Source organism: Polaribacter aquimarinus (assembly GCF_003129485.1).
In the GTDB taxonomy this organism is placed as follows: domain Bacteria; phylum Bacteroidota; class Bacteroidia; order Flavobacteriales; family Flavobacteriaceae; genus Polaribacter; species Polaribacter aquimarinus.
Genome location: NZ_QFFG01000002.1, coordinates 131669 through 148386, shown reverse-complemented (window position 1 = coordinate 148386; position 16718 = coordinate 131669). Strand labels below are relative to the sequence as shown.

Below are 16718 nucleotides of genomic sequence, written 5' to 3'. Positions count from 1 at the left end.
TGTTTTATCGTTATTATAACATTAAATAAATATCTTTGAGAATCAAAACTAAACAATGAAAAAACTTATTTTATTTTATTTTTTCTTTCTTAGTGTCCTTTTACATGCTCAGACAAATTATAGCGATTCTTGGGAAGACTTTTATTCATATAATAACGTAAAAGATTTTGTAAAAGTAGATGCTATTATTTATGCTCTAACAGATAATGCAATTTTTACATACAATATTAATAATCAAGAAATAAATAAAATTTCATCAATACAAGGCTTATCTGGAGAAACAACATCTTCAATTTTTTATGATACCCAATTTAAAAGATTGGTAATTGGATACAAAAACGGTTTAGTAGAAGTGGTTGATGAAGATGGAACCATTACAATTTCATCAGATATTGTAAATTTTAATCAATCTGGAGAAAAAAGCATTAACCATATTTCTAAGTTTGATAATAAATTATACTTAGCTACTCCGTTTGCAATTGTAGTGTATGATATCGAAAAGTTAGAATTCGGAGATACTTACTTTATCGGTAACGGCTCAAGAGCAATTAAAATTAATAAAACTGCTATTTTTAATGGAAGCATTGTTGCAGCTACAGGAGATGGACTTTTTACTGCCAATGTTTCTAATAATGCTTTAATAGATTTTAATAATTGGAAGCAAGATTTTTCTGGAAGAAATTTTACAGAAATTACTCAATTTAACAATCAATTATTTGTAATCGAAAATACAAAGTTATATCGTATAAATGGGCAAACGATAACAGAAGCTAGAGATTTTTTTCAAGAAGTAAAAAGTATAAAATCATCAAGCTCTAGACTTTCTGTAGCTTTTAACAATTCTGCGTTAATATTAGATTTAAATTTAAACAATAGTGCTCAATTCTCAAATGCTAGCGATTTTAACTTTACACTAAATACCGCTTTTTTTGATAATGATACAGTGTATCTAGGGTCTAAAGAATTTGGAGTTTTAGTAGCTCAACAAAATCAACCAATTAGTTATTCTGAAATTCATCCAGAAGGACCATTATCGAATGATGTATTTTCAATTGCAGCTCAAAACAATAGTTTATGGGTTGTTTATGGAGGTTATGATGCTACTTATGCCCCGAATTTAAAAGAACAAGGTTTTTCTCATTTTAATGGGGAAAAATGGATTAATACCAGGTATGATCCTAATTTTCCTGTAAGAGATTTAAACTACGTTTCCATAGATCCTAATGCAGAAAATCGTGTATTTATAAGTTCTTTTGGTAGTACAAAAGATGAGAATAGTGTTTCTACAGGTGGTTTGTTAGAAGTAGAAAATAATATTATAAAAACATTTTACAATAATAGAAACAGTACTATTGAGAATTCTAGTTCAGACCCTACCACAGTTAGAATAAGAATTTCAGGGACAGCCTTTGATAATAGTGGAAACTTATGGGTTGCTAATGTTGCTGTTTCAGAAGAACTAAAAAAACTATCATCATCTGGTCAGTGGTCTAGTTACGATTTGTCTTCTATTACTAGTAATCAAATTGCTATTGGTTTAACAGAAATAATTATAGATAATAGTGGTACAAAATGGATTGGAACAAGAAGAAATGGAGTATACGCTTTTAATGAAAACGGAAATAGAAAAAAAGCTCTTGTAACTTCACCTAATGTTGGGAATTTACCAGATTTAAATGTAAGAACTGTAGCTGTAGATGGAAGTAATAGAGTTTGGTTAGGCACTAAATCAGGTTTATCTGTTTATAGTAATGGATCTGGTGTTTTTGATGATAGTACCCCAAACGCAAGACCAGTTGTTATTAATGCCAATGAAGATGGTTTTGGAGATCGATTATTAGGTGATCAAACTGTAAACTCAATTGTAGTAGATGGTGCAGATAATAAATGGTTTGGAACAGATAACGGTGGGGTTATTTATACAAATCCAAATGGACAAACAACCATTGCAAACTTTAGTAAGCAGAATTCACCTTTACCATCTAATAGAATTATTAAAATAGCTGTAGATAATAAAACGGGTAAAGTCTATTTTGCTACTGACAAAGGAATTGTGGCTTACAATAGTAAAGTTGCTCCTTTTGGTGAGGTTTTGGCGGATGTTTATGCATATCCAAATCCAGCTTTAAAAATACATCAAACTGTAACTATTGATGGTAGAAATGGAACACATTTACCAAAAGGGACCAATGTAAAAATTTTAGATGTATCTGGGAACTTAGTTTATGAAACGAATGTAGTTGAAGGACAAGAGTTACAAGGTGGAAAAGTAGTTTGGGATAAAACAAATTTAGCCGGTAATAAGGTTTCTACGGGTGTTTATATTGTCTTATTGTCTAATGATGATGCCTCAGAAAATGCAGTTACTAAAATTGCAATCGTAAATTAGAATGGCAACTGTAACCACTAAAGCAATTGTTTTCAGTACTCTCAAATATAGCGATACTAGTTTAATAGTTAAATGCTATACCCAAGAAGAAGGATTGAAAACGTACATAATTAAAGGAGTTTTAAAAGCTAAAAAAGGTGGAATAAAAGTAGCATATTTTCAACCACTAACGAACCTTAAAATTGTAGCAAATCATAATAACAAAGGAAAGCTTAACACTATAAAAGAGGTACGGATTTCTAACCCTTATAAGACAATTTATAAAGACATTGTTAAACAATCTGTAGTCTTATTTTTATCGGAAGTTTTGACTTATGCGATTAAAGAGGAAGAAAAAAATGAGTTGTTATTTAAGTATATAGAAACTAGTCTTATTTGGTTAGATTTACACAATAAAATAGCTAACTTTCATTTATTATTTTTATTAAACCTAACAAAATATTTAGGGTTTTATCCTGATTTGTCAGAAAAAGAAAAACTAGGATTTAACCTAATTGAAGGTAATTTTACAGAGGTTTCTTCGCAAAAAAGCATCATTTCTGGAAATGAATTTTATCAATTTAAAAAGTTGTTAGGCATACATTTTGATAGTATAGAAAAAGTGTCTTTTAGTAAACAAGAAAGGCAAATAGTTTTAAAAATAATAATTCGATATTTTGAACTACATTTGGATGGATTTAAAAACCCAAAATCGTTACAAATTTTAGAAGCAGTTTTTAGTTGATGAAGTATATAATTTTCGTATTGATTTTTTTAATTTGCGGTGTAACTTTTTCTCAAAAAATCAAAGTTTTAGATCAAAAAACAGGGAAGGTTGTAAAAAATGTTAACGTTTTTAATGAAGCATTAACTATTAATTTATCTTCTGATAAAGAAGGTTTTGTTGTTGTTTCTTCTTTTAAAGAAAAAGAAACAATTATTTTTTCTCATCTTTCCTACGCTATACAAAGAATAAAAAAGAACTCATTAAAAAAACGAAACTATATTGTTTATTTAACAAAACAGTCAGAAGAACTAGATGAAGTTGTTTTATCTGTTTTTAAAAAGGATGAAAAAACAAATAGAATTGCAGAACAGATAGCCGTTTTATCTGCAAAAGATATTCAGAAAGTTTCTCCTCAAACGTCTGCAGATTTATTAGCTACCATACCTGGTATTAAAGTGCAAAAATCGCAATTTGGAGGAGGTAGTCCAGTAATTCGCGGAATGGAATCTAACAGAGTTTTGTTAGTAGTTGATGGAGTTCGAATGAACAATGCCATATACAGAAAGGGACATCTACAAAATTCGATAAGTGTTGCGCCAAATATGTTAGATAAAACCGAAGTTGTTTTTGGGCCATCATCTGTAATTTATGGTTCAGATGCTTTAGGGGGTGTGATTCATTATTATACTAAAACACCAAAAATATCAGAAGATAAGCAAGTTAAAAGTCAGTTGTTTTCTAGGTTTTCAAGCATAAATCACGAAATTACAACGAATGTTTCAGCCGAAGTAAGTTTTAGCAATTGGGCATCTTTTACTAGTATTTCTTATAGTGATTTTGGAGACTTAAAATCGGGTTCAAACAGAACTCATAGTTTTAAAGATTGGGGAAAAGTTTTTTATTATTCAGAAAATGTAAATGGAAATTACAATGCAAATCCAACATTAAATTCTGATACAGAATTATTGAGAAATACTGGTTATAATCAGACAGATGTATTGCAGAAGTTTTATATTCCGTTATCAAAAAACACAGATTTAAAATTTAATTTACAATATTCTACTTCTTCAAATGTACCCCGTTTTGATAGACAAACTGAACTAAAAGATATAACAGATACTTCTTCTTTAAAATTTGCAGAATGGTACTATGGGCCACAAAATAGATTTTTAGTTTCTTCTCAGTTATTGATTAATCCTAATAAAAATTGGCTAGAAAGTGGCGCAATTACGGCTGCTTATCAAAACATAGAAGAAAGTAGAATTCAACGTAAATTTGGTAGTTTAGAGCGATCATATAGAAAAGAAAGTGTTGATGTTTTTAGTTTAAATGGAGATTTTTCTGTGCCTTTAACTAATGATAAAAGTAGAAATCTTTCTTATGGTTTTGAACTTGCTTATAACAATGTTAATTCTAACTCTTATGGAAAAGAATTAAATATTGTAAATGGGGAAATTAAAGGTTTCTCTAACGATTTTAAAGTCCAATCTCGTTATCCAGATGCAGGAAGTAGTTATTTTAGTGCAGCTGCTTATATTGGTTATAGGCAAGATTTAAACAGAAAGTCTACATTAAATTCTGGTATACGTTATACAAATACTCACCTAGAAGCTATTTGGAAAGATCAAACATTTATACAATTACCAGAAACAGATATTAGTACAGATAATTCTGCAATAACTGCAACTTTGGGTTATGTATATAGACCTAATAGAAATTGGCAACTAAATGGTGTTTTATCTTCTGGTTTTCGTTCTCCTAACATAGATGATGTTGGAAGAGTAAGAGAAAAAGCAGGTAATGTAACTGTACCAAATATAAATGTAAAACCAGAATTTGCTTACAGTGGAGAAGTGAGCGTTCAAAAATATTTTAATAAGAGAAGATTTCGTCTAGGAGCTAATGTTTACTATACTTTGTTAGATAATTATATTCAAAGAGATTTTATTTTAAATGATGATGGAAGTAAAAAACAAGTAGAATTTGATGGAGAATTTGGTAATGCAGTTTCTAATCAAAATAAAGGAACTGCTTATATTTTTGGTTATACATTAAATTATTTAGGTAAAATTTCTAACACCATTAATACCTCTGGTTTTATTACTTACACAAAAGGAAGAACTTATGATACAGAAGAGCCAATGTCTTCTATTCCGCCTTTGTTTGGGCAATTTGAAATGATATATAAAAAAGATAAAATTGAATTTAGTGCAGACTTTAGATTTAATAGCAAAAAAGATATCGAAGATTTTAATTTTACAGAAGGTATAGATAATCATGATTTAACACCAATTGTAGACACTAACGCGATTAACGATACAGATAAGTTCTATGGATCTCCAAGTTGGATGACTATTGGTTTAAATGGAAGTTATTTTATGAATGATAACTTTTCGGTACAGGCAAGAGTTAATAATTTATTTGACGAACATTACATAGAATTTGCCTCAGGGATTTCTTCACCAGGAAGAAATTTATCACTTTCTTTTGTGGCTAATTTTTAAAAGTAATTATTGTATTTTTATCAGCAGAAATGATAAAAACAAACAATAAAGAAAGAATAAACTGGATTGATGTCCTCAAAGGGTTTGGTATTATTTTAGTTGTTTATGGGCATAATTATCCTTTTTTAGAAACTTATATTTACAGTTTTCATATGCCGTTATTCTTTTTTTTGGCAGGCATATTTCACCCAAAAAGAATTAACTTTTCAGTTATAAAGAAAAGAGCTTTTCAAATTCTTATACCTTATTTTTTTTGGAGTACATTTTTATTCCTCTTTTGGTTTTTTATTGGAAGAAAATTTGGAGACTCTGCTAATTTAGGGTTGAGTGTGTTTAAAAATTTCACAGGAATTTTATTTGCACAAGGTGGTCATGAGTATATGAATTGGGGATTGCAAATGTGGTTTTTACCAGCTATATTTTTTACTTTTTTATTTTTTGGATTTATTCTTAAAATAATTAAAGAAAGCTATCAAATATTGTGTTTAATAGCTCTCATAATTCTAGGTTTCTTAATCCCTAAAGTATTTCACATTCATGTTATTTGGAGTTTAGATGTTGCTTTAGTTTCACTCTTTTTTTATGCGCTAGCCTATTATTTTAGAGAACTTTTTTTAGATAAGAAGTATAAATACGAAACTATAATCCTATTTTTTTTATTTATCATACACCTTATTTGTTCTTTAAATCTTAATGTCAAAGTAGACATGTATAGATCTATTTATGGTAATGAATTTTTATTTTTATTCAATGGAACTATAGGAATCAGTTTTTGGATGTTATTTTTTAAAAGATTTCAAAAAATTCCAATTTTAGGGTTTCTTGGCAAGAATACAATTCCAATTTTAGCTCTGCATATTAGGTCTTTAACTTTTATTAAATTGTTGTTACTTGTGTTTTTAGGAGCAAAAAATTTTAGTTTTAGTGAATTAGAAAAAATAATTTTGGTAGTAATTCAATTAATTATTTTATATCCAATAATTTTAATTATTAATAAAAAACTACCCATACTAAATGGAAAAAAGAAAACTTTTGAAACAAGAACTTAGATTTCATTTAGGCTTACATGTTTTAATAGCAATCTTTATTACTATTGCTTCTTATGTGCATTTTCCTTTTCAGAGTTTTAAAGGCAATTTGGTCTATTTAGCACATTTTTTATTATTACACTTCTCTTTATTTGGTTTTATATATCTATTTAGTTTGGTAGGTAAAGTCTTTAAAATTTTATTTCCAATTTTATTCATAATAGTAGCCTCATTCTCTTTTTGGGTTTATACACAAGACCTTACTATTGGTGTAGGAATGATTCAAGCAATTTTAGAAACTAATATTGATATAGCTGTAGATGTTTTTAGTTTTCAGTTTGTGTTTTTTCTTTTACTTTCTCTTGTTTGCATTCTATTGTTTTTTAAGTTTCATAAGAATTCGAAGAAAAGCAGTATTAAATCACCTTTGTTTTTTGTTGCTATTTTAGGAGTTTTATGCTTTTTTATAGTAGAAAACTATAAATACGATGCTTTTAAAAATAGGCTTCCTTATAGTGTTTATTTTGGTGGTTTAAAGTATTTTAAAAAGTCCAAGATTAAATTAAAAAAGATTGAAGAAGACGTCTTTACCAAAGAGAATAACGTACATATAGTGCTAGTTTTAGGAGAATCTGTAAGAGCAGACCATATATCTTTAAATGGGTATCATAGAAATACTAATCCGTTATTATCACAACAAGAAAACTTAGTTAGTTTTAAAAAAGTATTTACTCCATTTACATTTACAGCTAAAAGTATACCGCAGATTTTAACTGATAAATCAATTTATCAAAAAGAAGCATTTTTAGAATCTACAAGTTTATTTTCTGTTCTGAATAAAGCTAGTTTTATAACAGAATGGATAGGGAATCAATCTTTAGAAAAAAGTTATAAAGACATTATTTATTCCAATACAACAGTAAAATTAATTGATAAATTTCATTCTTTTTTAAGTTTTAAAAAAGAAAAAGATTTAAAATTGTTAGAGTATTTTTCTGCAGATGGTTCTTTGAATCATAATAAAATATCTACACTACATATGATTGGTAGTCATTGGTATTACAATGATAGAGTAAGTGAAGAATTCGAGGTTTTTAAACCAGTAACTTCAAGTAAACATTTGGGCTCTTCATCTCATAAAGCGATTATAAATTCTTATGATAACACCATTTTATACCTAGATAATTTTTTAAATAAATTGATAGAAAAATTAAAAAAATCACCACAAAAAACAATTCTAATTTACATTTCAGATCATGGAGAAACTTTAGGAGAAGACGGAAAATGGTTACATGCTCAAGAACATGTTGCCTCTAAAAATCCTGCAATGTTGGTTTGGTATTCACATAAATTCAAAGAAAGTTATCCTTTAAAAATAAATCAATTAAAAACTAAAAAATACGATTCTATTTCAACAGATTTTCTGTTTCATAGTATTTTAGATCTTTCTAAAATTGAGAATTACCAATACAAAAAGGAGCTAAGTATTTTTAATTAATTACGATTACTTCTCCTTTCCCTCTTCCGTAAAGTTATCAGATATAGCTCTTTCTGTTTTTATAATACTTACTAAAACAGACAATAAGACTAAAACCATTGGTTGCCAAGAAAGTTCTATAGTTGCAAAATTTGCAAAAATTAAACCACCGATAAATGAAATACCAGCGTAAACCAATAAATTTTTACAGAATATTGCATTTGCAAAATCCCATATTTTTTGATTCAACATCGATTTATGTGTTCTGTAACCATACCAATTGTTAATTTTCTTTGGCGGAAACTTCCAAAAAATAATACTTAATAAAAATAACAAACCATTAGTGGTTAAAACGTATACAAATGGACTCATATTTTAATTTTTTATTAGTTTTCGATACAATTTTTCGTGCCTCAAAATCACTCTAACTGATATTATATTTTTACTTCCAACTTCCAACTTCCAACTTCCTACTTTTTAGGTCTTAATAATCCTTCTTGGGCAAAAGAGGCAACTAATTTTCCATCTCTTGTAAAAATATTTCCTTTTGCCAAACCTCTAGCTCCAAAAGTATTTGGAGATTTTGCTGAAAATAACATCCAATCATCAAAATCAAAATCTCTAAAAAACCACATAGAATGGTCTAAACTAGCAGTCATTGTGTTTCCAAAATTATATTTACTTGCATTCGGATTAAAAGCAGCATTTAATATATTATAATCAGAAATATACGTAAGAATTTCTTGTTTTGTTCTATAATCAAGAGTTTGTTTTTCACCTTTTAAACGAAACCAAACGTGTTCGTTAGCAGGTAAATCTTTTGGGTCTAAAGGATTTGGAACTCTAACAGGTTTAAATTCTATAGGTCTTTTAATACTTAAAAAATCTTTAGTAGATTTTGGTAAGAAATCACCAAATTGTGCTAACATATCATCCCAACTTAACAATTCTTCTGGCTGTTTGAGGTCTTTGTTTATTTCGGTTTGATGCTCAAAACCTTCTTCTTTTTTATGAAAAGAAGCTGCTAAAATAAATATGGTTTTGCCTTCTTGACTTGCAGTAACTCTTCTTGTAGAAAAACTACCACCATCTCTCATTTCTGCTACGTGATAATTAATAGGGATTTCTAAGTTTCCAGCTTCCAAAAAGTACGAATGTAAAGAATGTAAAAAACGTGTTTCTCTTATGGTTCTATATGCTGCATTTACAGCTTGCGCTAAAACCTGACCTCCAAAGACGTGTGGACTTCCAATTGTAATGCTATTTCCACTAAAATTATTTTCACCTAAATCTGTAAGATTTAAAAGCTCAATAAGTTCTTTGCTATTTTTCATTGATAGGAGTTGTTTTTTTAAAAGGAAATTTCTGTTGAAATGGAGTAGGTTGTACACGTTGCAAAAATAACTTTAAAATTTTATTAGTAATGGTTTTTTTATGACGAAGATACATCGTTAAATCTTGTGGAACAGCACCCACAGAACTTTTTATTTCACTAGCAGTTCTTCCAAAATTAAGTGTTTTTAGTTGTTTGTTAATCGCAATTTCAATATAATCATAGAGCATTCTTTGATAAATAGCGTATTCTCTATTTAACTCATAATCAATACCCACAAAATGTGCATCTAAAGAATTTTGATTGATGATACCTGAGATAAAACCGACTATTCTATCCTCTAACCAATAGGTTTTTAGAATGTAATTTTCGCCTAATTTTTCTTTAAAATCTTTATAAGTTGCTAAATTAAAATTGCCCAAATTAAAATCTGCATTATCTGCTACTTTTTGATATAAAGCTGTCATTTTTGGCAATTGTTCGTCTATATTTTTAGAAGTAACTTCTTCTATTTTAAGAAAATTACTTTGTTTGAATGCTTTTCTAGCTTTTACTCGAAATTTAGTTTTCATTGAGGCTAAGTAATCATCAAAAGTTTTCCAATTTTTAGATATTGTAAGCAACATATTTGGCTCTACCAAAAAAGGGTGATAATGATCTTCTTTTAATTCATTTGTAATAAATAGCGATTCATTTACAAAATCTTTTAAGAGATAAGCATCAGCTTTTAGCTTTTTATTTGAACTAGAAAAATGAGAAATTGCTTTGGCTAGTTCTTTAATAATTAATTTTTTATTTTGGTTTTTTTTGATAAAAACACCATGTTCTCCACTTACAAAAGTATTTCCACAGATTAATAATTTTAACGGTTTTTTATTTGGAATGATATGTAATTTTCTTCCAATATTTTTGATTTTCCGAACTAATAGTTCTAAATCATTTCGAATTCCATCAATATAAAAGTTGACAATTTGAATTGAAGCAAAAGCAGTAGTATTTTTATCTTCATCTATTAAAACAATGTAAAAAAAGGTAATATTTGAGTGATTTTTTTCAATAGATTTTAAAAAGCACCTGCCAAAATACTTATTATTTTCACAATTTAAAGATTGCCATATTTTCTCTGGAATTTCATCCACAGAAAAGAAAAATAAAGCGTTGTTTGTGTTAGAGCAAAAAATCAAATTAATTCATATAATAGGTTAAACTTTCTAAATTATCCAAAATTTTATTTTTATGATGCATTACTCTGGTTTTAATTTTCTTAAATATAAAGATGCTAAAAAAAAGTGATTTAGGCTCGTTTTGACTTTAGAAATAGGAATTATAACTTTTTTTTAACAAACAAAACTGCCTCAATTCTAGATAACTTTTAGTTTAAAAGTATCTTTGTAGAACTATTAAAATTCATTTTTATAATTTAAAATGAATTGATAACTAACCAACTATGAGAAAAATAATACTTTCTGTTTTAGGCATATTAATTATTGTAGGTGCAATTTTCTTAGGAGAATATTTAATTGATAAGAATCAAAGGCCTAGACCTAAATTTAAAAAATCTATTAAAACTGTTTTTGTAAAAGAAGTTAAGAATACAGAAATCCCTATTCTTTTAACCGCAAACGGAAGTTTAGTTGCAAAGAATAAAATTGATATATTTTCTGAAGTTCAAGGTGTTTTAAAACCATCAAAGAAAGCCTTTAAGCCAGGTACAAAATATGGCAAAGGAGAAATATTGCTAAGTGTAAATAGTGATGAGTTTTACGCGAGTTTACAATCTCAAAAAAGTAATTTATACAATTTAATTACTTCGATTTTACCAGATATAAGATTAGATTACAAGTCAGAATTTAAAAAATGGGAAAGTTATTTGCAAAGTTTTGATATGCAAAAGGCTGTGGAAAAACTTCCAAAATTTAATTCAGACAAAGAAAAATATTTTATTTCGGGAAGAGGAATTTTAACTGCATATTATAATGTTAAAAATTTAGAAGTTCGTTTTTCTAAACATCAAATAAAAGCACCGTTTTCGGGTGTGTTAACAGAAGCATTTGTAACTCCTGGAACTTTGGTGAGAGTAGGTCAAAGATTAGGAGAATTTATAGATACAAGTGTTTATGAAATGCCAGTTTCTATCAATGCAAAATTCGCCGATTTATTAAAAGTCGGTAATACTGTTAAGCTAACAAATCTAGGAAAAACAAAATCTTACACAGGGAAAGTAGTTCGCGTTAATGGAAAAATTGACCAAATATCACAAACTATAAATGCATTTATCCAATTAAAACATTCAGATTTAAAAGAAGGAATGTTTTTAGAAGCTAGTCTCGTTGCAAAATCAGAAAAAAATGCCATCGAAGTATCAAGAAAGTTGTTGGTAGATAATAAAGCAATTTATGTGGTGAAAAAAGATAGTATTTTAACCTTAAAGGATATCAATCCGGTTTATTTTGGAGCTAAAAATGTTGTGATAAAAGGGTTAATAAATGGAGATAGAATCTTAACAAAACCATTACCAGGAGCTTTTGATGGAATGGTGGTGAAAATTAATAAAACAAAGTAAGCTATGAGAAAAATCATTTCTTATTTTATTAGATATTCAGTTGCTGTTAATGTGCTCATTTTTGCATTCATTATCTTTGGATTGGTTGGTGCTTTGAATATGAAATCTTCTTTTTTTCCATTAGTAGATTCGCAACTTATTAGAATTACTTTAGCTTACCCTGGTGCCTCTCCGGCAGAAATGGAAGAAGGTGTTGTTTTAAAAATAGAAGACAATTTAAAAGGAATTGTTGGGGTAGAAAGAGTAACATCTGTATCAAGAGAAAATGCAGCAAGTGTAAATGTAGAAGTAGAAAAAGGTAAAAATATTGATGTTGTTTTATCAGATGTAAAAAATGCAGTAGATAGAGTTCCTTCTTTTCCTTCAGGAATGGAGCCTCCTGTAATTGCAAAAGTAGAAAGTATTAGACCTACCATTAGTTTTTCTGTAAGTGGAGAAAACATCTCTCTTAAATCTCTAAAACAATATGCAAGAAGTATAGAAAATGATATTCGCGGAATTGATGGAATTTCACAAGTTGTCATTTCTGGTTTTCCTGAAGAAGAAATCGAAATTGCTGTTCGCGAAAATGATTTACGTGCATATAACTTGTCTTTTACAGAAGTAGCAAACGCTGTTCGAAGTTCCAACATTTTAATTACAGGTGGTAACATTAAAACGGCTCAAGAAGATTATTTAATTCGTGCTAGTAATCGTTCCTATTACGGTATAGAACTACAAAATTTAATTGTTAGAACACAGCAAAACGGAACTATAATTAGATTAAAAGATATTGCAGATGTTAGAGATACATGGTTAGAAAACCCAGATAGATTATTTTTTAATGGCAATTTAGCGATAGATATCACCGTAAGCAATACCAATAACGAAGATTTAATCTCGTCTGCAGATAAAATTAAAGCATATATTTATGAGTATAATCAAAAACAACAAAATGTACGTTTAGATGTAACTAGCGATAGAAGTATTACCTTAAATGGAAGAACTAAATTGTTAATAGAAAACGGAATTGTTGGAATACTTTTAGTACTCTTTTTCTTGGCACTATTTTTAAATATGCGTTTGGCTATTTGGGTAGCTTTTGGTTTACCTATAGCTTTTTTTGGAATGTTTATGTTTGCGGCGCAATTCAATGTAACCATTAATGTTTTATCGCTATTTGGGATGATCATTGTAATTGGTATTTTAGTCGATGATGGAATTGTTATTGGAGAAAATATTTACCATCATTATTACGATTTAGGAAAATCTAAAATACAAGCGGCAATTGATGGGACCATAGAAGTAATTCCGCCAATTATTTCTGCTATTTTAACCACAATTATTGCATTTTCTACCTTCTTTTTTGTGGATGGGAGGTTAGGAAGTTTCTTTGGCGAAGTTTCTACCATTGTATTATTAACACTGTCGGTTTCTTTAATAGAGGCTTTAATTGTTTTACCTGCTCATATTGCTCATTCCAAAGCGTTAGATAGAAAACGAACAGAACAAGGGTTAGAAAAAAAGAGGAATCCTATAGATCGTTTTTTTTATAAAGTAAATAACGCTGCAGATAAAGGATTAAGCAAGATTAGAGATAATTATTATGTACCGTTTTTAAAATTTTCATTAAAAAATAAAATCTTCTCTTTTGCAGTACCTATTGCGGTTTTAATCTTTAGTTTTTCTGCTATTGGAGGAGGAATTGTAAGAACATCATTCTTTCCAAGAATAGCAAGTGATAGAGCACAAATTACACTAACTATGCCGCAAGGTACCAATGAGCAAATTACAGATTCTATTATTTCATTTATAGAGAAGAAGGTCTGGGAAGTCAATGATGAATTCACTAAAAAACAAACAGGTAATTTACAAGTTGTAGAAAATGTAATAAAGAGAGTAGGTCCAGGTAGCGCTAATGCAACATTAACCGTAAATCTTTTACCGGGTGAAGAACGTGATTTTTCATCACCCCAAATTACCAATGCTATTCGAACTAAGGTTGGCAAAGTATACGGGGTAGAAAGTTTAGTTTTTGGTTCTGGTGGTAATTTTGGAGGAAGCCCAGTTGCTATTTCTTTATTAGGTAATAATATTAAAGAGTTAAAAGCCGCAAAAGACGAACTAAAGTTCGAAATGGAAAATAATTCCCTATTAAAAGATGTGGTAGATAATGATCCTGCAGGAATCAAAGAAGTAAAAATTGAACTGAAAGACAACGCATATTTATTAGGTTTAAACCTACAAACCATTATGACTCAAGTGCGTTATGGTTTCTTCGGATTTCAAGCCCAACGTTTTCAACGTGGACAAGATGAAATTAAAGTTTGGGTGCGTTATGATAAAAAAAATAGATCTTCTATTAAAGATTTAGATGATATGCGAATTGTGGCACCAAATGGAACTCGAATTCCGTTTTCTGAAATTGCTACGTATACCATTGCAAGAGGTGATATTGCAATTAATCATTTAGATGGTAAAAGAGAAATCCAGATTTCAGCCGACTTAAAAGATTCTAAACAAAGTGCAACCGAGATTTTAGATGATATTAGAACTCGAGTAATGCCAGAAATATTGTCAAAATATTCTTCCGTTACTCCGATTTACGAAGGACAAAATAGAGAACGTAAAAAAACAACTGACTCTGTAAATGTTGTTGGTCCAATTATTTTATTACTTATATATATAGTTATTGCATTTACATTCCGTTCTTATAGTCAGCCTATTTTGTTAATTATTATGATTCCTTTTAGCATGATTGGTGTTGTTTGGGGGCATTATTTTCACAGTTTTCCAATCGGAATTTTATCCTGGTTAGGTATTATTGCTTTAATAGGAATTATGGTAAATGATGGTTTGGTACTCATAGGAAAGTTTAATAATTATCTTAAAGAAGGAATGAAATATGACGATGCTTTGGTAAGAGCAGGTCAATCTAGATTTAGAGCTATTTTCTTAACTTCATTAACTACGATTGCAGGTTTAGCACCTTTATTATTAGAAAAAAGTAGACAAGCACAATTTTTAATTCCTATGGCAATTTCTATTGCTTACGGAATTGCAATAGCAACAGTATTGACTCTAATTATGTTACCACTTTTGTTATCGGTTTCTAATTCGTTAAAAGTAAATACTAAATGGTTAAGAACTGGAAATAATATTACCAAAGAAGAAGTCGAAAGAGCAATTATAGAAGCAAAATATGACGAAGAAAATCAAGAAGAAGCAAAGTTTGTGAAACCAAAATCTAAAGTTTATGAAATTGAATAAAAAAGCAATCTTTATTGTCGTTCTTTTATCGACTTTACAAGTATTTTCACAAAAATTTTTAACCAAAAAAGAAGCTTTAAAAATCACATTAGAGAATAATTTTGGAATAAAAATTGCCAGTAATAATGTTAAAGTTGCTAAAAATAATTCAAGTATTTACAACAGTAGGTTTTTACCAACTGCAACTTTAAATTCTGGAGCAGATTATAGAAGAAATAATCAAAGTTTAACTTTTACAGACAGAAATACAGGAAATGACTCTGAAATTTCTGGAAATGGAGTTGTTTCAAAAACCTATAATGCAACTTTAGGTATAAATTATGTTTTGTTTGATGGTTTGGGTAGAAAATACAATTATAAACAATTAAAAGAAACCTATAATTTAACTGAATTACAAGCTAAAGAAACGATTGAGAACACATATTTACAGTTGTTTACAGCTTATTTTCAAATTGCTCGATTATCAGAAAACACTAAAAATTTACAAGAAGCTTTAACTATTTCTAAAAGAAGATTACAAAGGGCCAAATATCAATACGATTATGGACAATCTACTAAATTAGAATATCTAAACGCTCAAGTAGATGTAAATAATGATAGCATCACACTAATTTCTGCTAAACAACAATTAATTAATGCCAAACGTGGTTTTAATGTTATTTTAGGACAACAAAAAGAAATAGCCTATGAAGTAGAAACAAAAGTTGATTTTTATAAAATATTGAATTATAATGATTTAGAAGATAAAACATTGAAAAATAATTCGCTTTTAAATCAGAATCAAAAAAATTTAGCAATAAGTGAGTTTAACTTAAAAGTGAATAAAGCAAATTATCTCCCTACTCTAGGGTTTAATGCATCTTATGGATTTAATAGAACAGAAAATGAAAATTTAATCAATCCCTTTGGAGCAAAATTAATAACTTCTGATGGTTTGAATGCAGGAATCAATTTAACATGGAATATTTTTGATGGAGGCGTTCGAAAAACAAGAGTTGCTAATGCAAAAATTGCGATAGAAAATCAGCAACTACTTTTAGCACAGCAAAAAATTACCATAGAAAATAATCTAAAAAACACTTGGGATAATTATCAAAATCAATTATTCATTCTAAAAGCACAAGAAACGAATGTGTTAACTACTCAAAATAATTTTGATAGAACACAAGAACGTTTCAAATTGGGACAAATTTCTTCAGTTGAGTTTCGTCAAGCACAAATCAACTTAATCAACGCAAAAACAGCATTAAACAACGCAAAATATGATGCAAAATTAATTGAATTACAATTGTTGCAACTAAGCGGAGATATTTTAAATGTTAAATTTTAAGAAACTGATTTTTATCATAATTTCCTTTTTAGATATCCTTTAAATTTACAATATCAAATAGTGATAGATGAGTTTTTTAATCTTACCCCAGGTTTCTTGGACGAATGGTACCATTATGATTGGTGTCTTTGCCTTGGTT

Annotated in this window: 11 protein-coding genes; 8 read left to right on the top strand and 3 right to left on the bottom strand. The window is 28.7% G+C overall.

The genetic code is table 11. From position 1 onward, the window contains the following. Positions 1–55 precede the first annotated feature (55 nt). The 5 genes from porZ to DIS07_RS04105 are packed head-to-tail and all read left to right on the top strand — an operon-like array spanning position 56 to position 8125. Positions 56–2389 carry a type IX secretion system anionic LPS delivery protein PorZ gene (gene porZ / locus DIS07_RS04125; protein ID WP_109403973.1) on the top strand — a complete coding sequence of 778 codons (2334 nt, stop codon included), beginning with the start codon at positions 56–58 and terminating at the stop codon, positions 2387–2389. 1 nt (position 2390) lies between these two features. Further along, positions 2391–3113, top strand: a complete 723-nt coding sequence (recO, locus tag DIS07_RS04120) for a DNA repair protein RecO (protein WP_109403972.1) — start codon at positions 2391–2393, stop codon at positions 3111–3113. After that, positions 3113–5599: a TonB-dependent receptor gene (locus DIS07_RS04115; RefSeq protein WP_109403971.1), complete on the top strand. Its 2487-nt coding sequence runs from the start codon at positions 3113–3115 to the stop codon at positions 5597–5599. The genes recO and DIS07_RS04115 overlap by 1 nt, the downstream gene beginning before the upstream one ends. Positions 5600–5628: 29 nt before the next feature. Continuing rightward, the gene (locus DIS07_RS04110) at positions 5629–6648 is read left to right on the top strand and encodes an acyltransferase family protein (RefSeq protein ID WP_109403970.1); all 1020 of its coding nucleotides are present in this window, start codon (positions 5629–5631) and stop codon (positions 6646–6648) included. Continuing rightward, a complete protein-coding gene (locus tag DIS07_RS04105) occupies positions 6614–8125 on the top strand; it encodes a phosphoethanolamine transferase (protein WP_109403969.1) in 1512 nt (503 codons plus the stop codon). Before DIS07_RS04110 ends, DIS07_RS04105 begins: the two co-directional genes overlap by 35 nt. A gap of 6 nt (positions 8126–8131) precedes the next feature. Here the strand turns inward: DIS07_RS04105 and DIS07_RS04100 are convergent, their stop codons facing one another. From DIS07_RS04100 to DIS07_RS04090, 3 genes are all read right to left on the bottom strand, one after another. Beyond that, positions 8132–8476: an SdpI family protein gene (locus DIS07_RS04100; RefSeq protein WP_109403968.1), complete on the bottom strand. Its 345-nt coding sequence runs from the start codon at positions 8474–8476 to the stop codon at positions 8132–8134. Positions 8477–8574: 98 nt separating this feature from the next. Then, complete coding sequence (locus tag DIS07_RS04095) at positions 8575–9438, bottom strand: acyl-CoA thioesterase (protein WP_109403967.1); 864 nt, start codon at positions 9436–9438, stop codon at positions 8575–8577. After that, on the bottom strand, positions 9428–10621 hold the full coding sequence (locus tag DIS07_RS04090) for a peptidogalycan biosysnthesis protein (RefSeq protein ID WP_235869089.1): 1194 nt from the start codon (positions 10619–10621) through the stop codon (positions 9428–9430). Before DIS07_RS04090 ends, DIS07_RS04095 begins: the two co-directional genes overlap by 11 nt. Positions 10622–10884: 263 nt before the next feature. Here DIS07_RS04090 and DIS07_RS04085 point away from each other — a divergent pair, with 263 nt between their 5' ends. The 3 genes from DIS07_RS04085 to DIS07_RS04075 are packed head-to-tail and all read left to right on the top strand — an operon-like array spanning position 10885 to position 16579. Beyond that, positions 10885–12000 carry an efflux RND transporter periplasmic adaptor subunit gene (locus DIS07_RS04085; RefSeq protein WP_109403966.1) on the top strand — a complete coding sequence of 372 codons (1116 nt, stop codon included), beginning with the start codon at positions 10885–10887 and terminating at the stop codon, positions 11998–12000. A gap of 3 nt (positions 12001–12003) precedes the next feature. After that, positions 12004–15249 carry an efflux RND transporter permease subunit gene (locus DIS07_RS04080; protein WP_109403965.1) on the top strand — a complete coding sequence of 1082 codons (3246 nt, stop codon included), beginning with the start codon at positions 12004–12006 and terminating at the stop codon, positions 15247–15249. Continuing rightward, positions 15236–16579 carry a TolC family protein gene (locus tag DIS07_RS04075; RefSeq protein ID WP_109403964.1) on the top strand — a complete coding sequence of 448 codons (1344 nt, stop codon included), beginning with the start codon at positions 15236–15238 and terminating at the stop codon, positions 16577–16579. Before DIS07_RS04080 ends, DIS07_RS04075 begins: the two co-directional genes overlap by 14 nt. The last annotated feature ends 139 nt before the right edge of the window (positions 16580–16718 follow it).

Bases quoted from the DNA above. Each gene is read 5' to 3' on its own strand.
- DIS07_RS04095 (WP_109403967.1), bottom strand. From the start codon at position 9,438: ATGAAAAATAGCAAAGAACTTATTGAGCTTTTAAATCTTACAGATTTA.
- DIS07_RS04085 (WP_109403966.1), top strand. From the start codon at position 10,885: ATGAGAAAAATAATACTTTCTGTTTTAGGCATATTAATTATTGTAGGT.
- DIS07_RS04110 (WP_109403970.1), top strand. From the start codon at position 5,629: ATGATAAAAACAAACAATAAAGAAAGAATAAACTGGATTGATGTCCTC.
- DIS07_RS04115 (WP_109403971.1), top strand. From the start codon at position 3,113: ATGAAGTATATAATTTTCGTATTGATTTTTTTAATTTGCGGTGTAACT.
- DIS07_RS04100 (WP_109403968.1), bottom strand. From the start codon at position 8,476: ATGAGTCCATTTGTATACGTTTTAACCACTAATGGTTTGTTATTTTTA.
- DIS07_RS04075 (WP_109403964.1), top strand. From the start codon at position 15,236: ATGAAATTGAATAAAAAAGCAATCTTTATTGTCGTTCTTTTATCGACT.
- recO (WP_109403972.1), top strand. From the start codon at position 2,391: ATGGCAACTGTAACCACTAAAGCAATTGTTTTCAGTACTCTCAAATAT.
- porZ (WP_109403973.1), top strand. From the start codon at position 56: ATGAAAAAACTTATTTTATTTTATTTTTTCTTTCTTAGTGTCCTTTTA.
- DIS07_RS04080 (WP_109403965.1), top strand. From the start codon at position 12,004: ATGAGAAAAATCATTTCTTATTTTATTAGATATTCAGTTGCTGTTAAT.
- DIS07_RS04105 (WP_109403969.1), top strand. From the start codon at position 6,614: ATGGAAAAAAGAAAACTTTTGAAACAAGAACTTAGATTTCATTTAGGC.